This window comes from Pseudomonas sp. Z18(2022), assembly GCF_036346535.1.
GTDB lineage: Bacteria > Pseudomonadota > Gammaproteobacteria > Pseudomonadales > Pseudomonadaceae > Aquipseudomonas > Aquipseudomonas yamanorum_A.
On record NZ_JAOTOA010000004.1, the window covers coordinates 257,877 to 277,245 of the forward strand.

The window sequence follows — 19,369 nt, forward strand, 5'->3', positions numbered from 1 at the left end:
GTTCGTAGCAGCTGTCGAGCCCCGGCGAGGCTGCGTCGGGCGCGCCACTGATCTGGAACCGAGTCGCGGCTGACGCAGCCTCGCTAAGGCTCGACAGCTGCTACGGGAATCAACAAGAGTTATGCCGCCCGCTCATCCCCGGGGCTGCGCTCGAAGTAGCGCTTGTATTCCCGGCTGAACTGCGACGTGCTCTGATACCCCACGCTGTGCGCCGCCTGCGCCACGCCCATGCCTTCCACCAGCAGCAACTGCTGGGCCTTGAGCAACCGCAACCGCTTGAGGTACTGCACCGGCGACAACAGCGTGCAGCGCTTGAAGTGCTCATGAAAAGTCGAAGCACTCATGTGCGCATAACCCGCCAGCGTCTCGATGTTCAGCGGCTCGGCGTAATGCGCATGCAGGTGGTTCAACGACGTCGCCACCCGGGAAAACTGCCCCTGCTGCTCCACCAGCGCCCGCAGCACATCCGCCTGTGGCCCGCGCAACGCGGTGAACAACAATTCCCGCACCCGCGCCGGGCCCATGATCCGACTCTCCAGCGGATCGTGCAGGCACTGCAACAGCCGTTCGACACAGCCACGCATCGCGTCATCCAGCACCACCGAACTCATGGACTCCAACGTCTGCGCCGCCGGCGGTGGCCCGCTCTGAATGCCCATCGCCATCACCAATTCGCCGAGCACCACCCGGTCAATCCCCACCGTCACGCCCAACAGCGGCGCATTGGGCATGGCAAAGGTCTCGCATTCGAACGGCACCGGCATCGCCTGGATCAGGTAATGCCCGGCGCCATATTCCAGGGTACGCGGGCCCAGGTAGGCGACCTTGCTGCCCTGGGCCACGATCATCAGGCTCGGCTCATAAATCTGCGGGCCGCGCGCCACGTCGCAACTGGCGCGCAATACCTGCACGCCGGGCAGGTTCGTGGGCGAGAAACCATCGCGGGGCGTCAACGGTTCGATCAGGGCAACCAACGCGGCATTGGCGTCGACATGGCGGGTCAACAGCATGGCAAAAACTTCGCGGAAAAGGGGATGTGACCATCATCGCAGGTCTGGCGCCACAGTGATCCAATCCGGGGGCACTCCCGGACGAATAGGCATGAGACTCGGAGCAATCGCCATGGCCGCCCCCAGGCACGGCGCGGAGAATGCGCCACCTCACCTGTCACTGCTCCTGCGAGGTTTCTGCATGTACACCGCTATCGGTTACGCCGCTCAATCGGCCACCACTCCCCTCGCCCCCATGTCCTTCGAACGCCGCAGCCCGCGCGCCGATGACGTGGCGATCGAAATCCTCTACTGCGGCGTCTGCCACTCCGATATCCACCAGGCCCGCAACGAATGGGGCATCGCCGTGTACCCGCTGATGCCGGGCCACGAGATCGTCGGCAAAGTCACCGCCGTCGGCGCCAATGTCACCGCGCATAGAATCGGCGACCTGGTGGGCGTTGGCTGCATGGTCGACTCCTGCCGTCATTGCGACGCCTGCCACGCGGATCTTGAGCAATACTGCCTCGAAGGCCCGACCATGACCTACGCCACCCCGGACCGGGTCGATGGCAGCAACACCATGGGCGGCTACTCCGACAGCATCGTGGTCAGCGAGCACTTCGTGGTGAAGATCCCGGCCAAGCTCGACCTGGCCAGCGCCGCGCCGATCCTTTGCGCCGGCATCACCACCTACTCGCCGCTCAAGCACTACGGCGTGAAGGCCGGCGACAAAGTTGGGGTGCTGGGCATGGGCGGCCTGGGCCACATGGGCATCAAGTTCGCCAAGGCCATAGGCGCGGAAGTGACGCTGTTCACCCGCTCCGCGAGCAAGGCTGAAGAAGGCCGTCGCCAGGGCGCCGATCACGTGATCGTGTCCACCGACGAGGCCCAGATGAAAGCCGCTGCCGGGCACTTCGATTTCCTGCTGGACACCATTCCGGTGCAGCACGACTTGAACCCGTACCTCGACGTGCTGCGCTTTGACGGCGTGCATATCCTGGTGGGTTTGATCGAGCCGGTAGACCCGCCCGTCAACGCCGCCAAGCTGGTGCTGGGCCGCAAGGTACTGGCCGGTTCGTTGATCGGTGGCATTGCCGAAACCCAGGAAGTCCTGGATTTCTGCGCCGAGCACGGCATCACCTGCGACATCGAAATGCTCGACATCCGCCAGATCAACGAAGCCTACACCCGCATGATTGCCGGTGATGTGAAGTACCGCTTCGTGATCGACATGGCGACCTTGAAGGCCTGACAAACCGCCCCCGCCGCCGCCCCCGCCCCGTAGCAGCTGTCGAGCCTTGGCGAGGCTGCGTTCGCGGTGTACCTGATACACCGCAGACGCAGCCTCGCCAAGGCTCGACAGCTGCTACGGGGGGGGGGAAGATCAGGCCTTCGCGCCCAACTCCGCTGACAGCCGCGCTGCGACCTGTTTGATCACAGGGATCAGCTCGGCCATTTTTTCCAGTGGCATGTAGGGCACGGTACTGGCGATGCTGATGCCGGCGACGATTCGCCGGCTGGCATCGCGCACCGGTGCCGCGACACAACGGATCGACGGTTCGTTGTCTTCCAGATCGAACGCATAACCGCCCGCCACGTATTCCTGCATGCGCTGTTCAAACTGCGCCCAGGATTGCTCGGGGTGCTGCGGCCACTGCAGGTTCTTGCCGCCCGTGGGCAGGCTGACCTGATACAGGCGCTGCCACTCTTCCACGCTGTCATCCAACAGCAACGCCTTGCCGATCCCCGTGCGCGCCAGCGGCATGCGATGGCCTACCCGCGAGCGCATTTCCGGGCCGTTGCGGCCTGGGTTCTTGTGCAGGTAGAGCACATCGTCGTATTCGCGAATAGCCAGGTGGATGGTATCGCCGGTCAACGCCGACAACTCGTCCAGATACGGCACCGCGAGGCTTACCAAAGGCAACTCTTCACGGGCCTGGAAACCCAGCTCGATCAGCTTGGGGCCCAGCAGGTAGCCAACTTGCGGCACCACGCGCAGGTAGCGTTCTTCCACCAGGCAACTGGCCAGGCGGTGGGTGGTGCTGCGGGTGGTGCCGATGCGCTTGGCAATCTCCTTGAGATCCCGCGCGCCAGCCGCCACGGCCTGCACCACACCCAGGCCACGCAGCAGGGTCTGGGTGCCGGTGGGCGTGGCTTCTTTGACGGGAGTTTGGGCGTTTTCCTGCATATCGGGCCTATTGGGAAGTACGAAAACGGCGAGCATTATGGTCGGTCGCGACTGTTGTGGCGAGGGAGCTTGCTCCCGCTGGGGCGCGAAGCGGCCCTGAAACAGGCGACCGCGTTTTGCCTGGATGGGTGAGGTGTTTGGTATTGGGGCTGCTACGCAGCCCAGCGGGAGCAAGCTCCCTCGCCACAGCAAGCTTTATCACTCCCGAAGTCAGCGTTGTTTCATGCGGTCGATAATCACCGCCAGCAACAGGATCGAGCCGCGAATCACGTATTGGTAGAAGGTGTCGATGTTCTTCAGGTTCATCGCGTTTTCGATGATCGCCAGAATCAGCACCCCGGCAATCACATGCCGGATCATCCCGATCCCGCCGCTCAGCGACACCCCGCCCAGCACGCACGCCGAGATCACCGTCAGCTCGAACCCCTGGCCAATCATCGGTTGCCCCGAGGTCATCCGCGACGCCAGGATCACCCCGGCCAACGCCCCGATCACCCCATGCACGGCGAAGATGATGATCTTGGTGCGGTCAACGTTCACCCCGGCCAACAACGCGGCTTCCTGGTTGCCGCCAATGGCCATGGTGTTGCGCCCGTAGGTGGTGTAGTTCAGCAGCCAGCCAAAAAACACAAAGCACAGCACGGTGATGATGATCGGCACCGGCACGCCAAACAGCTGGCCGTTGCCGAAGACGAAGAAGCCTTCGTCCATCACGCCCACCGCCTTGCCGTTGGAAAAGATATACGCCAGCCCGCGCACGATCTGCATCGTCGCCAGCGTCGCAATCAACGCGTTGATCCGCAGCTTGGCGATCACGATGCCGTTGATCAGCCCCACCACCAGGCCCATGGCCAACGCCGCCGACACGCCGAAAAACACGCTGTCGGTGTCGCGGATCACGATCCCCGCCACCACGCCCGAACAGGCGATCACCGAGCCCACCGACAAGTCGAAGTGCCCCGATGCCAGGCAAAACAGCATGGTGCAGGCCGCAATGCCCACGGTGGAAATCGCCAGCCCGAGGCCGCGCATGTTCAGCGGCGAAAGGAAGTTGTCGATGAAAATGGCACTGAGCACAAAGATGCTCAAGGCCGCCAGCAGCATGACCCAATCATCGAGAAACTTGCGCTGGTTGAAGCCCGGCCAGAAGCCTTTCGCGGTTTTTGCCTGTGACATACCTACCTCTCGTATTCTTCAGTCCCGCGTACGCGGAAGAGCCAGTTGCAGCAGCCGTGCTTCGTCCGCTTGATCGCGGGTCAATTCGCCTGTCAGGGCGCCTTCGCTCATCACCAGGATGCGGTCGGAAATGCCCATCACTTCCATCAGGTCGCTGGACACTACGATCACCGCAATGCCACTGGCCGCCAGGTTGTGGATGATCTGGTAGATCTCCGACTTGGCACCGATATCGATGCCGCGCGTCGGTTCGTCCAGCAGCAAGACTTTCATCGGCATCGACAACCAACGTCCCAGAATCGCCTTCTGCTGGTTGCCGCCCGACAGGAACAGAATCGGTTGGTCGGCAGACGGCGTACGCACGTTCAGCGCGCTGATCTGTCGCTGGGCGTTGGCACGCTCCCAGCCGCCCTGGATCAGCCACCCGAAGCGGGCATGGTCACGGCGCGCACTGATGTTGATGTTCTCCGCGACACTGGCGCGGGGCACGATGCCTTCCTTCTTACGGTCCTCGGGGCACAGCAGCACACCCGCTGCAATCGCATCCCGCGGCGACTTGAACGTCTGCGCTTCACCATGCAACACCAGCGCACCCTGGGTACTGCGGGACAGCCCGGCCAGCAGGCGCAACAGCTCCGTACGCCCTGCCCCGACCAGGCCGAACAGCCCAAGGATCTCGCCCTTGTTCACCTGCAGGCTCACCGGTTCCTGCAACCCCGGCCCGAGCAAACCTTCCACCCGCAGCGCTTCGCCGAAGTGCTCGCGAGGCCGGTAGTTGTAGATGTCCTGGATGTCGCGCCCGACCATGCAGTTGACCAACTGGTCGACGTTCAACTGCGCCATGTCTTCGAACGTGCGCACAAAGCGCCCGTCCTTGAACACCGTCACCGCATCGCAAATCCGGAACACTTCTTCCATACGATGCGACACATAGAGGATCACCCGGCCTTCATCCCGCAGCCTTGCGATGATCACCATCAGCCGCTCGATCTCACGGGCCGAGAGGCTGCTGGTGGGTTCGTCGAAGGCAATCACATGCGCGTTGCGCGACATGGCCTTGGCGATTTCCACCAGTTGCCGCTGGCCGAGGGACAGGCTGCCCAGGCGCATGTTCGGATCGATTTCATCCGCCAGGCCCTTGAGCAATTCCCGTGCCTTGCGCACCATCGCGCCGCGATTGACCACGCCAAAGCGCGATGGCATATGCCCCAGCAGCAGGTTCTCGGCGACGGTCATTTCCGGCACCAGTTGCAGCTCCTGGTGAATCACCGCGATGCCGCTGGCGATGCTGTCGGCCGCCGATTTGAAACTCACGCTGCGCTCGCCCAACTGCAAACTGCCGCTGTTGGGCGGATAAAAACCGCCGAGGATTTTCAGCAAGGTCGACTTGCCCGCGCCGTTCTCGCCCATCAGCGCATGCACCGAATGGGGCCGCGCTTCAAAGCTGATCTGCGCCAGGGCTTTCACCCCGGGAAACTCCTTGCCGATGCCGTTAAACCGCAGGGCTTCGCTGTTCATTTCCACAGACCAATCTTGCTCAACTCTTCCTTGAAGTTGGCGCGGGTGATCAGGGTGACGTTATCCAGTGCGGTGAACTTGGCCGGCTCCGTGCCCTTGGTGACCCACTCGTACATCGCCGTGGCGGTTTTATAGCCGGAGGCGTCGGGGCTGAGCAGCATCGAGCCGTAGAAACCGGTGTCGGATTTTTTCAGCTCTTCGATAGCGTCAGTGCCGTTGATGCCCACGCCGATCACATTCGGCGCCTTGAAGCCGGCGCTTTCGGTGGCGCGCACGCCGCCCAGTACGGTGCTGTCGTTCATGCCGCCGATCAGCAGGTTTTTCGCGCCGCTGGGCAGCTTCACCAGGGCCGAGTTGGTGGAGTCCATGGCGCCCGGCACGTCGAGGGTTTTCTGTGCGGTGAACAGGATATGGTCCACCGGCAGGCCGGCGGCCTTGAGGCCCTCTACCGAACCGTCGGTGCGTTTCTTGCCGGTTTCCAGTTCGTCAAAGGTATTGATGACGGCGTAGGTGTCCTTCCAGTCCCAGTTGCGATGCTTGGCTTCGGTGGCCATGGCTTCGCCTTGTTTCTGGCCGATCTTGTAGGCGTCCAGGCCGACGTAAGGCACGTCTTCCATGGGCTTGCCCTTGGCGTCGACGAAGCGGTCGTCCACCGCCAGCACTTTCAGGTTATTGAGCTTGGCCTTGGCCATGATTGCCGGGCCGAGGGACACGTCCGGCGGGCAGATCACAAAACCCTTGGCGCCGTTGGCGGCCAGGGTGTCGATGGCGGAAAGGGTTTTCTCACCGTCGGGCACGGCGATCTTGATCACGGTGAAACCATGGTCCTTGCCGGCTTTTTCAGCGAAGGCCCATTCGGTCTGGAACCAGGGTTCTTCGGCTTGCTTGACCAGGAAGCCGATCTTCACTTCTTCGGCAGAAGCCAGGCCGCTGAGTGCCATCGTGAGTGCCAGGGTGCCTAGTGTCTTCTTGAACATGAACCACCTCTTCTTGTTATTTGGAAAAGTTTTAATCGTGGTACATCACCGACCGCCCGCCATCGATCATCAGGCAGGTGGCATTGATAAAGGGCGCCTCGTCGGTCGCCAGAAACAGGGCCGTCATTGCCACTTCAATCGGCTGGCCGATGCGTTTGGGCGGGTGCAAATCGAAGGCGCGCTGACGCTCGGCGTGGGGGTCGGCAAAGCCGTTCCAGTAATCGACGTTGAGTTGGGTTTCGATATAGCCCGGCGCGATGGCATTCACGCGGATGCCCTTGGGCGCGTATTCGATGCCGAGTGCGCGGGTCAGGCCGAGCAGGCCGTGCTTGGCCACCGGGTACGGGAAGCAGCCGGGAATGATGTGGCTGGAATGGGTGGAGGCGATGTTGATGATGTTGCCGATGCCCTGCTCGATCATGTGCGGCAACACGGTGCGGCAGCCGTACCAGGCGCCGTCGAGGTCGATGGCGAAGCAGCGGCGCCAGTCTTCGTCGGTCATTTCCAGCGGGTCGCGGAACACGTTGACGCCGGCGCAGTTGACCAGCACATCGACACGGCCAAAACGTTCGATGGCCACGTCCACCAGGGCACGCCATTGATCCTTGGAGGTGATGTCGACGGGTTGCGCGTAGATCTCGGCGCCGCGTTCGCGCCAATGGGCGGCGACTTGCTCGACCTTTTCAGCCTGGATATCACCGATCACCAGCCGCGCCTGCTGCGCCTGGAAGCAAGCCACGATGGCCTCGCCAATGCCTTGTGCAGCGCCGGTGATGACCACGACCTTGTTCTTCAGTCGCTCGCCGTAAGTCGGCTCGGGCACCGGGGGTAACGACAACGGTTGTGCCTGCATCGCTTCACCTGTTTTGTTTTTGGTAGTGAGTGCTGATGCAGAAGACTATAAACCCAGAAACCCGAATATCTCAATATATAAATTATCATCCCATATAGTGAGCAAAATCATAAAAAAACCGGCTGAGATAGCCGGTTCTTCAGGCGCGTTTAACCCTGCGCGAAATCCCGCAAGGCGTCGCCTTCCATACGGTAGCGCACCCACTCTTCCTGGGGCTGGGCACCGATGGATTTGTAGAACGCGATGGCCGGTTCGTTCCAGTCCAGCACACTCCACTCGAAACGCCCACAGCCGTTGTCGCAGGCGATTTTCGCCAGGTGGCGCAGCAATTTCTTGCCCGCCCCGCCGCCGCGTTGTTCGGGGTTGATGTACAGGTCTTCAAGGTACAGGCAGTTGCTGCCGAGCCACGTGGAGTAGCTGAAAAAGAACACCGCAAAGCCGATCGGCAAACCATCCCGCAGGCAGATCAGGCCATGGGCGGTGGCGCCTTCGCTGAACAGGCTGCGCTCGATGTCCACCACGCTGGCAATCACTTCGTGACGGGCTTTCTCGTAGTCGGCCAGCTCGGTGATGAAGGTCAGGATCTGCGCAGCATCGCTGGGCACGGCGGGGCGAATCTCGATGGTCATGGACTGGCCTTGTCAGGGAAAAGAGCACACATACTAAGGCGGTTTAATGACCGATTGCAGTGCAATTTGCTTCGCGGCTAACCTGCAGGCTATCGACCATTGAGAATCCCCATGCCCTTCACGCCACTGACCGACCTCGCCGCGACTTTATTGCCCCACGCCCTTGAGCCTTCGGAAGACGGCGCCCACGACCTGTCACACTTGCAGCGGGTGTGGCACAACGTGCGCTCGATCCAGACCGAGGAAGGCGGCGAACTTGAAGTGCTGCTGGCCGCGGTGCTGCTGCATGACTGCGTGGCGGTGGAGAAGAATTCGCCGTTGCGGTCCAAGGCATCGAAACTGGCGGCGGACAAGGCCGGTGAAATTTTGCAGGGGCTGGGATGGCAGCCCGAGACGATTGCTGCGGTGACCCACGCCATCGAGACTCACAGCTTTTCGGCGGGCCTGACGCCGCTGACCCTTGAGGCGAAGATTGTGCAGGACGCCGACCGTTTGGATTCCCTCGGCATGATCGGCGTGGCCCGCACGTTTTACATCGCCGGGCGCATGGGCAGCGGGCTGTATGACCCGGCAGACCCAACGGCACGGCACCGCGAGTACGACGACAAACGCTTTTGCCTCGACCATTTCCAGACCAAGCTTCTGCATCTGGCGGACGGATTTCAGACGCCGACCGGGCAACGCCTGGCGCTGATCCGGCATGAGCGGCTGAAGGGATTCATGGACCTGTTCATCGAAGAAATCGGCACGCCATACTCCGCTGCGAGCTAATGCAAGAACCGCTAACCACAGAACAAACCCTCGGGCTGTGCATGGTAAAAAGTTGGCCATAAATCCAACAGACGCAAGGCCTCTTCATGCACTCCTCCCCTGCGGTTGGCGGGAAACTGTTCGCCCTTTTCTGCCTCGCCAGTTACCTGCTTTCCTTGTCATATGGTTCGACATTCTTGCTGTCGCTGCTGATCCATGCCCGTGGCGGCAACGAACACGACGCCGGCAGCGTGATCTCCATGGCGATGCTCAGCACCTTTGTAGCGGTGCTGGTTTCCGGCCATCTGGCGGACATGCTGGGGGCTGCCCGCTCGATCGCCCTCCTCGGCATATTGCTGGTGGTGGCGTGCCTGGGCTTTGCATTGGCGCCGGGGTTTGGCGAAGGGCTGATGTTTTTTGGCTTGTCGCTGGGCTTGGGCTGGGGCGTGTTCTACACACTGGGGCCGATCATCGTGGCGATGCTGGTGGAGCCGGCGCAACGGGCCAGGTATTTCGCCCTGCTGTCGGGCAGCATGATGACCGGGATCGGCTCCGGGCCGCTGCTGGGGCGGGCGGCCAGTGCCCTGGATTTCTCGCTGACGGCGGCGTTCCACATCGCAGCGCTGGCGAGCCTGGTGGGTGTGGTGATTTTCTGGCGGCTGGGTGCGGCACTCAGTCAGCACACTGCGCCGGTGTCGAAGATTTCGTGGTCGGCCACGCGCAAGGTGCTGTCGTCCAGGGCGGTGTTCGCGATCATCATGGTGGGCCTCGGCGGTTGTGTGTTTGGCGGGTTGTCGAGTTTCCAGACCAGCTACGCGGCGCTGCACGGGCTGGACTATTCGCTGTTCTTCCTGGGCTTCATGAGCGCGGCGATTACCAGCCGCCTGCTGATCGCCAGCATCGTGGTCAGGCGTGATCCGTATTGGGCGGCGTGTGTGTTGTCCGGGTTGATGCTGGTGTCGATTTTCCTGTTCGGGTTCAAGGTCAGTGGCAACTTCAGCTACCTGCTGGCGGCGGTCACCCTGGGCGTGGGTTATGGCCTGACGTATTCGGTGATCAACGGGTTGGCGGCCAACGAGGCACCTGCCGGCACTACGTCCCAGGCGTTGCTGTTGTTCAGCCTGGCGTACTTTATCGGGGTGTTCGGTTTCCCGTTGCTGGCGGGCAAGGTCATCGTCGAATACGGCATGCCGACCCTGTTGATGAGCGTGCTGGCCGTGGCGTCGCTCAACTGGTTGATCACGGTGGCGCGCTTGATCTGGCGTCGAATCGCATCACACAAAATCTTACAAGCGACCTAAGACCGTTCGTCGGTATCGAGGCACGAATCGCAAACAGGGGCGGACCAATATCAGGTAAGGACATTAATCATATGGAGACACCATCATGACGACTTCCAAATTTGCCGCCCTCGCCCTCACCGGTTTGCTGTCTGCGGTTTCGCTGAGCAGCTTTGCCGCCTCCACAGGTTCCAGCACTGGCCCGACAGACCCGGTCGGCAGCCCGCCCAACCCGGCCACCCAGGAGTCGAAGGACTCGATGGGCACCGGCATGGACACCAACGGCGGCGCCATCATCGACAACAGCAAAGACCCGCACACCCAAGGCAACGATACCAATCGCAACAGCGGTGCGGTGCCTAACGGCAAAATGGGCCCGGGCGCCACTTCACCATCGATCAACAAAGGTGATGACTCAAACATCCCCGGCGCGCCAAAACAGCCAGCGCCTTAACGCGCAGCAAAGACGAACACCCAACCATTTCCCAGTGAAGAGGTATGCATGAACGTCGATCACAATCTCGAAAAAGAAGTCCTCACCCGCCTGCTCCACGCCCATCCCAGTGGGCTGGGCAAGGAAGTGCTGGACAACTACCGAGGTGAAAAAGTGGTGGCCAGCGCCCTGGCCACCTTGCAGGACCGCGGGTGGATCAAGGAAGGCCATGTGACCTGCAACGATGCCGGGGAACATGCGCTGAACCTGCCGATCAAGCTCACTGCGTCCGGCGTGGAAGCGGCCCGCAAGCTGGAAAGCGAAGCAGGCCAATAGCGGTGTCAGCGGTGAGCGGCGACCAATAGCATCATCGGCCGTTCCAGTTCTTCGGCCAGTGCCGGGCGGGCCTTCAGGTCCGCCTCGCTCGGGCCCCACTCGTCGACATGGCTCAAAGTAAAACCCGCCTCGATAAACAACGTCAGCAACGTGCCCAAGGTGCGATGTTGCTTGATCACGCCATCCGCCAACCAGTTGGTCACCCGTGGTCCTTCCAGCTGGTAACTGTCCACCGGCCAGCTCTTGCGCCCTTGCTCATCAATCAGCCAACCCGGTTGCCGGGGCGCCATGAAGATCGGGTGCTCGATGGAAAACACCAACCGCCCGCCCGGCACCAGCGCTTGATGGATACGCGCGAACAGGCCTTTGAGATCGACGATGTAATGGAAGGCCAGCGAGCTGTAGGCCAGGTCGAAAGTGGCGGTGGGAAGCTCAAGTTGCTCAAGGTCGGCAATGGCGTAAGTGATGCCCGAAGAGGACGTCATCTCCTTCGCCCGCGCCAGCATCTTGTGGGACACGTCCAGCCCCAACACCTGCTCGGCGCCCTGCTCCCGGGCCCAGCGACTGAACCAACCGTAGCCGCAACCCAGGTCCACCACGTTCAGCCCCGACATCGGCGGCAGCATGGCCTGCAACGCCGGCCACTCCGGGGCGCCGGCGAGGCCTTCCACCGAGCGGCCCATCTTGCTGTAGCCCTCGAAGAAAACCTCGGTGTCGTAGATGTTCTGGGTCATGGCGTCGCTCCGTGCTCAATGCCGGCTATTCTGCCGAATCAGCCCGCACTCAACAACGCGTCCACTTCCGCCGTGCCCGGTGAGGTGGCCGGGCCCCAGCGCGTGACCGCCAGTGCTGCCGCCGCATTCGCGCGACGTGCCGCAGCCGCCGGTGCCAGGCCGTTGGCCAGGCCCGCGATAAACACCCCGGCATGGGCATCGCCCGCACCGTTGCTGTCCACTGCCTTGACCTTGAAACCCGGCACATGCTCGGCCTGGCCGTGACGGCTGACCCAGCAGCCATTCGGCCCGTCGCGCACCACCAGCAAGGTCTCGGCGGGCAGATGCCCGTTGAGTTTGAGCAAGGCGCCGGCCAGATCGCTGGCGCCGGTAAACGCCAAAGCTTCCGGGCCGTTGCTGGTCCAGATATCGATGCGCGGCAACAGGGCGACCATCAAGGCCGAGTCCGGCGCCTTCACCAATGGGCCCGGGTCGAACACTACTGTGATCGCCCTCGGCAACGCCAACAGCCAGTCGAGCAACGCCTTGGCCTTGCCCTCCAGCAGCAGGCTGTAACCACTGACGTACACATAGTCGTCGGCACGGGGCACGGCATTGGCCAGGTCTTGCGCCAGCAAGTCGCCTTCGGCGCCGATATGGGAAATGAAGGTGCGCTCGGTGGTGGCTTCGGTCAGGGACACGCACAGGCCGGTGTCCTTGTCGTCGCTGGCGGCCAGGGCCATTTCAATGCCCTCGGCCTGCATCGCCGCACGGGCCAGGTCGCCGAAGCGGCCGGTGCCATGGCGGCCCAGGTAGACCACCGGCAAGCCGTTGCGCCGGGCGGCGGCCATCACGTTGAAGCCGCCGCCGGCTTCGAAGCTGGCGGAATTGGCCAATACATCGCCGCCAGTGGCGGGCAACGTGTCGAGGGACATGACCAGGTCAACGATGACCTGACCGCTGTGCAGCAATCTAGACATTAGCGCTCTCTACCAAAGCCGGGCGACGATCAGCCGCGCCACCCAGTACCGCATAAATCCCGCCGGCCACCAGGAAGGTGACGATCCAGCCCAGGCCGTTGTGGCCCAGCCACGAATCGGACAGCGGCCCGGCGAACCAGATGTTCTCGGCCGTGGTGCCGATGGTGGTGAAGCTGAAGCCCAGCACAATCGCAATCGCCCAGGCGCCAAATGCACGCCACTCAACCCCGCCGCGGTACCAGTAGGCACTGCTTGGCGTCACGTCGAGCAGGTCTTTGGGGCTGTAGTAGTGGCGATGAATCAGGTCGACCACGAAGATCCCGACCCAAGCGGTGATCGGCACGGCCAGCAACGAGATGAAGGTGATGAACGGGCCGTAGAAGCTGTCGGCGATCAGCATGAAGTAGATCGAACCGGCGAAGATCGCGACGATGTCGACGATCACCGCGTGCACGCGCTTGACCTTCAAGCCGAGGGTCAAGGTGGTGAGGCCTGCCGAGTACACCGACAGGTTATTCGACAGCAGCAGCCCGCCAAACGCGGTGATCAGGTACGGCACCGCCATCCAGGTCGGCAGCATGTCGCGGATCGCGATAATCGGGTCAGTGGCCGACGCCAGGTCGTTGTTGCCCACGGACAACAGGCCGCCGAGGGTGATCAACAGCACCAGCGGAATCCCCGCACCAAAGGCCGCCGACGCCACCAGGCGCACGGCCTTGACGCTGCGATGCTGGTAGCGCGACATATCCGCGCCGGCGTTGGCCCAGCCGATACCGGTACCGGCGGCCATGGTGCCGACGCCGATGATCATCGCGCTCAACGGTGCAGGCGTGGCGTTGAACACCGCGCTCCAGTCGATGGTGGCGCAAAGGAAACCGCCCACCAGGATATTCAGCGCGCCGAACACGTAGGTGGCCCACTTCTGGATCACCAGCAAGGTGGCATGGCCCAGGCCGGAGACGGCGAGGGTCAGCAGCACGAAGATGCCGATGAACAGCAGGGTCAGTACCGGCGCGCTTTTGGCCGCAACCGGCGAGTTGAACAGGATCGAGCACAACGACAGCAGCACGAACGCGGCGGTGGTGGTGTTGACGGTTTCCCAGCCGAGGCGCGACATCAGCGACACCAGCGTTGGCCCGATATTGCCGCGTACGCCGAAGATCGCCCGGGACAGGGTCAGGCTCGGGGCACGACCACGACGGCCGGCGATGGAGATGATGCCGACCACCGCAAATGAACCGGCGGCGCCGAGGACCGCAACGATGATCGCCTGCCAGATTGCCAGGCCGCGAAACGCCACGAGGGTCGCGCCCAAGGGCAAGCCGAGGATGCTGATGTTGGCCGCAAACCAGACCCAGAACAGTTGCAGCGGATGGCCGTTGCACTCGCCTTCCGGGACCGGCTCGATGCCGCGTGTTTCCAATTGCCCGGCGCTTTGGCCGGAAGAGGACGTACTCATGGTGGGGTGCTCCTGATGCCTGTTTTTTTGTGGTTGTGGCAGGTTGGCAAGTTGAATCTTTGTTCCGGTCTTCCTGACTCGGTGCGATCAATGTGGGAGCTGGCTTGCCTGCGATAGCGTGGTGTCAGTCGATGATTCATCAACTGATCGACCGCTATCGCAGGCAAGCCAGCTCCTACATTTTTTGATCTGCGGTGCTCAGCGCAGATCGAGCAGCCCCTGGACCAGCGGCTCCAGGTCCAGGCCATTGACGCGTTTGACCTGTTCGATCATCGCCTCCGGCCAGCACTGCATCCCCAGGCACGCACCGAGCATCGCGCCGAGAATCGCGGCGATGGTGTCGGTGTCGCCGCCAAGGCTGGCGGCCATGCACAGGGCTTCGAAGGCGTTCACTTCACCCACCGCGACCTGCTGCGCGAGGGCAAACGACACCACCACCGATTCCTGGGACGCCACGGAGGTGCCGATCAATTCGTAGAGCAGGTCGGTAAACAGGGCCTTGTCGCCGCTGTCGACGCTCAAGGTGCGGGCCCAACTGATGCGTGTGGCGATACGCCCACCGGCAATCCAGTGGCCATGATTTTCCGCCTGTTGGGCGATCTGGGTGCCGATGTTCAGCGCCTCGCCCAGGTCGACACCGTTGATCCCGGCAGACACCACCGCCGCCACCGCCGCAGCACTGGAGATGCCCAGGTTGGTGTTGTGGGTGACCTGGCAGGCCTGGATCACCGCCTGGATAAACTGCGCCGGGTCGTTGACGTCGGCCGCAATGCCCACCGGGGTGATGCGCATGGCGGCGCCGTTGGTGGTGCCGTAGCGCCCGGACTCTTCCGGGGTATGGCCGGCCAGGATCATGTCGATCGCACGCTTGGTGGACGGGCCGAGCAAGTCCTGCGAGCCCTTGGCGCGCATCACGGCTTCCCAGTCGATCAGGCGTTGGGCCAGTTCAGCAGGTTCAATCTTGCCCTGCCCGTCCACCAGCAACTGGCCGACAAGGATCGCCTGTTCGGTGTCATCGGTGATCGAGCCCTTGGGCATGTTCGGCGCGATCGGCTGATCGGCGTCGGCATCTTCCAGGGCGGTGATCGCACCGAAACGCGCCTTGACCTGCTCGCGGCTCAGGGACTGGGTGGGCATGCCCAACGCATCGCCCAGGGCCAGGCCGTAGAAGGCGCCGAGGGCGCGGGTAGTGGCAGTCATGTGGGTGTTCCAAATTGAAGGTGCAGGCGAAAGTGCAGCGGGTCGAGCAGGCTTTCGACGGATTCCATGAAGCGGTCCTGGCGGTCGTAGGTGGTGCGCAGGGCCTTGAGGAACACGGTGCCCACCGGGCGATCGAGCAACCGGGCGTCTTCCTCGCTCAAGGGTTCGGCACCGATCCACTGATTGCCGGTGGCGCCGACGTAACCGTAGGCGGCCAGGGTGATGGTCAGGGAGTTATCGATCAGGCCGACTTGGGGCAGGCTTTCGAGGCCGCCGGAAGCGGGCATCAGCGAGCGTTCCAGGGATACGAACGTGCCGTCGGCGGCGCGACGGCGGCGGTCGAGGGCGACGAATTGGTCGGTACCGTGGCTGCTGAGCAGGTCCGGGCGAGTGACCGTTTCCAGGCGCAGGATTTCCGAGGTCACCACCGCACCAGTGTCGGCCAGGGCTTGGGCCCAGCCGCTGCGCTGGTCCAGCACCATGCCGTCGAAGGTGACGATGGAGCCGACACCGCTCTGGGTGGCGATGTAGCTGCGGCGCTTGAGCTCAGCCAGGGCTTCACGCAGGGTGCCGCGGCTGACGGAAAACTCTTCCGCCAACTGGTGCTCACCCGGCAGCAGGACGCCGTCGGCCATCACTCCGCCCTCAATCCGGCGGATCAGCTCGTCGACGACGCGTTTTTTCTTATCAAATCGGACATGTCTAATCATGTACAAATTGATAACCGAAAGCGCCCGGCTACAGCAAGCGAATTATTTCAGGGAAAGGGAAAAATCAGCCTCAGGGCTCCAGGCCGATGGGGAAAAATACCCCGCCGCTCCAGACGCCAAGCCAGTTCTTACCGTTGATCGGACGGGTTACCGCCAACTCCACCAATTGGTAGAACGCGTTGCGGTGAACCAGGGCTTCGAGGTTGGTGCGCACCCGCAGGTACGGCGAGGGTTCCTGGGTGTCCGGGTCGATCACCACCCGCAGCGGGTGCTCGATATCGGCCTCCACCTGTTCATCCACGTTGGTGGTAAAGCGCAACACCTGGCTTTCGCCCTGCCCTTCGACTTCCAGGGTAACGGCGACGAAGGGCGCGTCATCGACCTTGATCCCGACCTTTTCCACTGGAGTGATCAAAAAGTAATCATCGCCATCGCGGCGGATGATATTGGAGAACAGCTTGACCATCGGCTTGCGGCCGATCGGGGTGCCCATGTAGAACCAGGTGCCGTCGCGGGCGATGCGCATGTCGATATCGCCGCAAAACGCCGGGTTCCACAGATGCACCGGTGCGGGCCCCTTGCCCTTGGGCAATTGCGCCAACAGGTCGTTGGCCTTGGCCGAGTCGGTCATGCAGCTCTCCTTGTGACTTACTGATCGCTCATGCCCAACAGGCTGCGCGCGTACTGCGCCAGGGGCTTGCCGATCAGATCTTCAGGCTTGTTGTCGTGGAACGTCAGTAAACCGCCACGACTGCGAATCCGCACAGTATCAATCAAATACTGGGTGCTGGTCTCGATCAACATCACCTGAATGGTCCCGGTGTCGAGGCCCAGGCGATCCACCGCCTCCTGGTCGGACCATTCATCGGCGTTGCCGATACGGTCATCCGCCTGGGCGAAGCGGCAGTACAACAGGTAATGCGCGCCGGCCGCGCGGGCTTCAGACATCGCTTGTTCCAGGCCTTCCGGCTTGCGGGCGCGGCGGACCATCGGGAAGTATTCGACAAACCCGTTGAAGGCTTCCTCGGCCACGATGTTAGGCCGTGGATAGGCACTGCCTGGCGGGGTGAACGCGCCTTGGGCGATAAACACAAAGGAGTCCGGCTGTATGCGGATCGAATTGACGCGGCGGGTATCGCTGTGGTCCAGCAGCCCGGCATCGCTCATCTGATAGCGCGTGCCTTCGGCCATATCACTGACGGTCATGCAGCCACCCAGCGCGAGTGACGCCAGCACCAAAACCAGACTACGCATCCTAATTCTCCAGAGGCCGGTGACGGAAAACCGGCGAATGGGCACGAGATGCAGATTTTGCGCCAGCTTGCGGGACTAGCCGCCGATGATCTTCATGATGGTGGCGCCGCCGGAGAATGCGACTTCCTGCTTGTCGCCCAGGGCCTTGACCAACAAGCGCTGCAAGGCCGGCAGGGCCTGGTGGCGGGGTTTGTCCAGCAGGTCGCCGACGTAGTGGCGGTTGCTCGACGACAGGCAGCCATGCAACCAGCCAGTGGACGACAGGCGCAGGCGCGAGCAGGTGCGGCAGAACGGCACGCTTTCATTGGCGATCACGCCAAAGAAACCCTTGCCGGGCACTTCGTAGCGCACGGCGGTGGCGTCTACCGGGGCGTTGGCTTGCAGGTATTCGTGCTGCTCGCCGATCAGGCTGAGCAATTGCTGCAGGCTGACGAATTGCTGGAGGAATGCGTTGGAGTCGCTGGCCAGGTGGCCCATGCGCATCAGTTCGATAAAGCGCAGTTCGTATCCACGCTCCAGGCAGTAGTCGAGCAGCGGCATCACCTGGTCGAGGTTTTGGCCACGCAACGGCACCATGTTGACCTTGATCTTGATTCCGGCGGCGCTGGCCTGGTCCATGCCGTCGAGCACGGTAGCCAGGTCGCCACCACGGGCGATGCTGCGGAAGGCATCGGCGTCCAGGGTGTCGAGGGACACGTTGATCCGGCGGATCCCGGCGTCCACCAGCAGCGGCAGTTTGCGCGCGAGCAGTTGGCCATTAGTGGTCAGGCTGATATCACTCAAGCCCATCTGCCCCACCGCGCCCATGAAAGCTTCCAGCTTGGGGCTGACCAGCGGCTCACCGCCGGTAATACGCAGGCGCTCGATGCCCGCCGCCTCGATCAGGTACTCGACGCCCCGCGCCATCGCCTCGGCCGACAGTTCATCCTGCGCAGCCACCAGCCGCTTGCCGTTGGGCACGCAGTAGGTACAAGCGTAATTGCAGGCTGAGGTCAGGCTGATCCGCAAATTGCGGAATCGCCTGCCTTGACGATCAACGATCATGGATCACTCCGGCAGAGGATAATGTGGGGGCGCGCTAAAACCTGACTGAAAAATCAAGTTTTAGCAAGAGTCCTTGCCTGAGTATATTCCTGGGTTACTGCGCTGGGCAGGAAATCATATCGCCATCACGCTGGCGAATGATTCAAGTGGCCGGCGTTTCGGCGTTCGGCAGATCGGTGCTGTGCTTGCGCTTGTTGCCCATGCGCACGCCGATATCCATCAGGAACTGGAAGAACCCTTCCTGGTCTTCCAGCACATTGCTCCAGAACGGCGAGTGGTACAGCGCCACGGCGCCGTGCACCAACGCCCAGGCGGCGCAGTAGTGGAAATACGGCGGCACGTCTTCCAGCTTGCCTTCGCTGATGCGGCCCTTGATCAGCAGGGTCAGGCGTTCGAAGTTCGAGGCACGGATCTTGTGCAACTCCTCGACCATTTCCGGTACCTGATGGCCCTTCACCACTTTTTCTTCCAGGCGGTCGAACAGGCGGTAGCGCTGCGGGTCACGCATGCGGAACTCGAAGTAGGCGCGGGACAGCGCTTCCTTGTCCTTGTCGACATCGGCCGAGTGCAGCAGCTCGTTCAGGTCGCGCTCGTAGTCGAGCATCAGGCGCAGGTAGATCTCGGCCTTGGACTTGAAGTGCTTGTAGATGGTGCCTTTGCCGATACCCACGGCATCCGCAATCATCTCGACGGTGACGCTGTCTTCACCCTGGTCGAGGAACAGCTTGAGTGCGGTGTCGAGAATTTCCTGCTCGCGGCGGCGAAACTCACGGACCTTGCGGGGTTCTTTGTGCATAAGAAAAAGGTCTGCAGAGGTGGATATTGGGAGGGTGGCGTGCCCCAAGCCATGCTTGTCGGAACGTTTTACCCGGTGCGC

At 62.4% G+C, this 19,369-nt stretch carries 21 protein-coding genes; 5 read left to right on the top strand and 16 right to left on the bottom strand.

The window, feature by feature from the left end; genetic code table 11:
* Positions 1-119: 119 nt before the first annotated feature.
* A complete protein-coding gene (locus tag V3W39_RS12020) occupies positions 120-1,010 on the bottom strand; it encodes an AraC family transcriptional regulator (protein ID WP_004371227.1) in 891 nt (296 codons plus the stop codon).
* 181 nt (positions 1,011-1,191) lie between these two features.
* Here V3W39_RS12020 and V3W39_RS12025 point away from each other — a divergent pair, with 181 nt between their 5' ends.
* The gene (locus V3W39_RS12025) at positions 1,192-2,244 is read left to right on the top strand and encodes an NAD(P)-dependent alcohol dehydrogenase (protein WP_330212736.1); all 1,053 of its coding nucleotides are present in this window, start codon (positions 1,192-1,194) and stop codon (positions 2,242-2,244) included.
* Between the two features lie 132 nt (positions 2,245-2,376).
* On the opposite strand, the gene V3W39_RS12030 is transcribed toward V3W39_RS12025, so the two are convergent.
* The 6 genes from V3W39_RS12030 to V3W39_RS12055 all read right to left on the bottom strand — a co-directional run bounded on the left by V3W39_RS12030 (position 2,377) and on the right by V3W39_RS12055 (position 8,333).
* Entirely contained in the window at positions 2,377-3,180 is an 804-nt protein-coding gene (locus tag V3W39_RS12030; RefSeq protein WP_330212680.1) for an IclR family transcriptional regulator, read from the bottom strand.
* Positions 3,181-3,390: 210 nt separating this feature from the next.
* Complete coding sequence (gene araH / locus V3W39_RS12035) at positions 3,391-4,356, bottom strand: L-arabinose ABC transporter permease AraH (protein WP_177042983.1); 966 nt, start codon at positions 4,354-4,356, stop codon at positions 3,391-3,393.
* Between the two features lie 18 nt (positions 4,357-4,374).
* Entirely contained in the window at positions 4,375-5,874 is a 1,500-nt protein-coding gene (gene araG / locus V3W39_RS12040; RefSeq protein WP_177042982.1) for an L-arabinose ABC transporter ATP-binding protein AraG, read from the bottom strand.
* Entirely contained in the window at positions 5,871-6,851 is a 981-nt protein-coding gene (locus V3W39_RS12045) for a substrate-binding domain-containing protein (protein WP_177042981.1), read from the bottom strand. Before V3W39_RS12045 ends, araG begins: the two co-directional genes overlap by 4 nt.
* 31 nt (positions 6,852-6,882) lie before the next feature.
* Positions 6,883-7,704 carry an SDR family oxidoreductase gene (locus V3W39_RS12050; RefSeq protein ID WP_177042980.1) on the bottom strand — a complete coding sequence of 274 codons (822 nt, stop codon included), beginning with the start codon at positions 7,702-7,704 and terminating at the stop codon, positions 6,883-6,885.
* Between the two features lie 149 nt (positions 7,705-7,853).
* The gene (locus tag V3W39_RS12055) at positions 7,854-8,333 is read right to left on the bottom strand and encodes a GNAT family N-acetyltransferase (RefSeq protein WP_004371239.1); all 480 of its coding nucleotides are present in this window, start codon (positions 8,331-8,333) and stop codon (positions 7,854-7,856) included.
* A 111-nt stretch (positions 8,334-8,444) separates the two neighbouring features.
* On the opposite strand from V3W39_RS12055, the gene V3W39_RS12060 reads away from it, so the two are divergent.
* From V3W39_RS12060 to V3W39_RS12075, 4 genes are all read left to right on the top strand, one after another.
* A complete protein-coding gene (locus V3W39_RS12060; protein ID WP_177077333.1) occupies positions 8,445-9,104 on the top strand; it encodes an HD domain-containing protein in 660 nt (219 codons plus the stop codon).
* Positions 9,105-9,190: 86 nt separating this feature from the next.
* On the top strand, positions 9,191-10,384 hold the full coding sequence (locus V3W39_RS12065) for an MFS transporter (RefSeq protein WP_330212681.1): 1,194 nt from the start codon (positions 9,191-9,193) through the stop codon (positions 10,382-10,384).
* A gap of 85 nt (positions 10,385-10,469) precedes the next feature.
* Positions 10,470-10,817 (top strand): hypothetical protein, encoded by a 348-nt coding sequence (locus tag V3W39_RS12070; RefSeq protein WP_177042977.1) that lies wholly within the window; start codon positions 10,470-10,472, stop codon positions 10,815-10,817.
* A gap of 48 nt (positions 10,818-10,865) precedes the next feature.
* The gene (locus tag V3W39_RS12075) at positions 10,866-11,132 is read left to right on the top strand and encodes a hypothetical protein (RefSeq protein WP_017475797.1); all 267 of its coding nucleotides are present in this window, start codon (positions 10,866-10,868) and stop codon (positions 11,130-11,132) included.
* Positions 11,133-11,137: 5 nt separating this feature from the next.
* Here the strand turns inward: V3W39_RS12075 and V3W39_RS12080 are convergent, their stop codons facing one another.
* The 9 genes from V3W39_RS12080 to V3W39_RS12120 form a co-directional block, all read right to left on the bottom strand.
* Positions 11,138-11,866 (bottom strand): class I SAM-dependent methyltransferase, encoded by a 729-nt coding sequence (locus V3W39_RS12080; RefSeq protein WP_177113671.1) that lies wholly within the window; start codon positions 11,864-11,866, stop codon positions 11,138-11,140.
* A gap of 38 nt (positions 11,867-11,904) precedes the next feature.
* The gene (locus V3W39_RS12085) at positions 11,905-12,825 is read right to left on the bottom strand and encodes a PfkB family carbohydrate kinase (RefSeq protein ID WP_177042975.1); all 921 of its coding nucleotides are present in this window, start codon (positions 12,823-12,825) and stop codon (positions 11,905-11,907) included.
* Entirely contained in the window at positions 12,818-14,284 is a 1,467-nt protein-coding gene (locus V3W39_RS12090) for a purine-cytosine permease family protein (protein ID WP_177042974.1), read from the bottom strand. The genes V3W39_RS12085 and V3W39_RS12090 overlap by 8 nt, the downstream gene beginning before the upstream one ends.
* Before the next feature lie 198 nt (positions 14,285-14,482).
* A complete protein-coding gene (locus tag V3W39_RS12095) occupies positions 14,483-15,484 on the bottom strand; it encodes an ADP-ribosylglycohydrolase family protein (RefSeq protein WP_177042973.1) in 1,002 nt (333 codons plus the stop codon).
* Positions 15,481-16,194: a GntR family transcriptional regulator gene (locus V3W39_RS12100; protein WP_259195987.1), complete on the bottom strand. Its 714-nt coding sequence runs from the start codon at positions 16,192-16,194 to the stop codon at positions 15,481-15,483. The genes V3W39_RS12095 and V3W39_RS12100 overlap by 4 nt, the downstream gene beginning before the upstream one ends.
* Positions 16,195-16,264: 70 nt before the next feature.
* Positions 16,265-16,825, bottom strand: coding sequence for a DUF1285 domain-containing protein (locus V3W39_RS12105; protein WP_177120734.1), 561 nt, complete (start codon positions 16,823-16,825; stop codon positions 16,265-16,267).
* Positions 16,826-16,842: 17 nt separating this feature from the next.
* On the bottom strand, positions 16,843-17,448 hold the full coding sequence (locus tag V3W39_RS12110) for a DUF4823 domain-containing protein (protein WP_177042970.1): 606 nt from the start codon (positions 17,446-17,448) through the stop codon (positions 16,843-16,845).
* Between the two features lie 75 nt (positions 17,449-17,523).
* Positions 17,524-18,492 carry a GTP 3',8-cyclase MoaA gene (locus V3W39_RS12115; protein ID WP_177042969.1) on the bottom strand — a complete coding sequence of 323 codons (969 nt, stop codon included), beginning with the start codon at positions 18,490-18,492 and terminating at the stop codon, positions 17,524-17,526.
* Between the two features lie 142 nt (positions 18,493-18,634).
* Entirely contained in the window at positions 18,635-19,288 is a 654-nt protein-coding gene (locus V3W39_RS12120) for a TetR/AcrR family transcriptional regulator (RefSeq protein WP_004371278.1), read from the bottom strand.
* Between the last annotated feature and the right edge of the window lie 81 nt (positions 19,289-19,369).

Coding starts and splice junctions, on each gene's coding strand:
- V3W39_RS12020 (WP_004371227.1), bottom strand. CDS start 1,010: ATGCTGTTGACCCGCCATGTCGACGCCAATGCCGCGTTGGTTGCCCTG.
- V3W39_RS12025 (WP_330212736.1), top strand. CDS start 1,192: ATGTACACCGCTATCGGTTACGCCGCTCAATCGGCCACCACTCCCCTC.
- V3W39_RS12030 (WP_330212680.1), bottom strand. CDS start 3,180: ATGCAGGAAAACGCCCAAACTCCCGTCAAAGAAGCCACGCCCACCGGC.
- araH (WP_177042983.1), bottom strand. CDS start 4,356: ATGTCACAGGCAAAAACCGCGAAAGGCTTCTGGCCGGGCTTCAACCAG.
- araG (WP_177042982.1), bottom strand. CDS start 5,874: ATGAACAGCGAAGCCCTGCGGTTTAACGGCATCGGCAAGGAGTTTCCC.
- V3W39_RS12045 (WP_177042981.1), bottom strand. CDS start 6,851: ATGTTCAAGAAGACACTAGGCACCCTGGCACTCACGATGGCACTCAGC.
- V3W39_RS12050 (WP_177042980.1), bottom strand. CDS start 7,704: ATGCAGGCACAACCGTTGTCGTTACCCCCGGTGCCCGAGCCGACTTAC.
- V3W39_RS12055 (WP_004371239.1), bottom strand. CDS start 8,333: ATGACCATCGAGATTCGCCCCGCCGTGCCCAGCGATGCTGCGCAGATC.
- V3W39_RS12060 (WP_177077333.1), top strand. CDS start 8,445: ATGCCCTTCACGCCACTGACCGACCTCGCCGCGACTTTATTGCCCCAC.
- V3W39_RS12065 (WP_330212681.1), top strand. CDS start 9,191: ATGCACTCCTCCCCTGCGGTTGGCGGGAAACTGTTCGCCCTTTTCTGC.
- V3W39_RS12070 (WP_177042977.1), top strand. CDS start 10,470: ATGACGACTTCCAAATTTGCCGCCCTCGCCCTCACCGGTTTGCTGTCT.
- V3W39_RS12075 (WP_017475797.1), top strand. CDS start 10,866: ATGAACGTCGATCACAATCTCGAAAAAGAAGTCCTCACCCGCCTGCTC.
- V3W39_RS12080 (WP_177113671.1), bottom strand. CDS start 11,866: ATGACCCAGAACATCTACGACACCGAGGTTTTCTTCGAGGGCTACAGC.
- V3W39_RS12085 (WP_177042975.1), bottom strand. CDS start 12,825: ATGTCTAGATTGCTGCACAGCGGTCAGGTCATCGTTGACCTGGTCATG.
- V3W39_RS12090 (WP_177042974.1), bottom strand. CDS start 14,284: ATGAGTACGTCCTCTTCCGGCCAAAGCGCCGGGCAATTGGAAACACGC.
- V3W39_RS12095 (WP_177042973.1), bottom strand. CDS start 15,484: ATGACTGCCACTACCCGCGCCCTCGGCGCCTTCTACGGCCTGGCCCTG.
- V3W39_RS12100 (WP_259195987.1), bottom strand. CDS start 16,194: ATGATTAGACATGTCCGATTTGATAAGAAAAAACGCGTCGTCGACGAG.
- V3W39_RS12105 (WP_177120734.1), bottom strand. CDS start 16,825: ATGACCGACTCGGCCAAGGCCAACGACCTGTTGGCGCAATTGCCCAAG.
- V3W39_RS12110 (WP_177042970.1), bottom strand. CDS start 17,448: ATGCGTAGTCTGGTTTTGGTGCTGGCGTCACTCGCGCTGGGTGGCTGC.
- V3W39_RS12115 (WP_177042969.1), bottom strand. CDS start 18,492: ATGATCGTTGATCGTCAAGGCAGGCGATTCCGCAATTTGCGGATCAGC.
- V3W39_RS12120 (WP_004371278.1), bottom strand. CDS start 19,288: ATGCACAAAGAACCCCGCAAGGTCCGTGAGTTTCGCCGCCGCGAGCAG.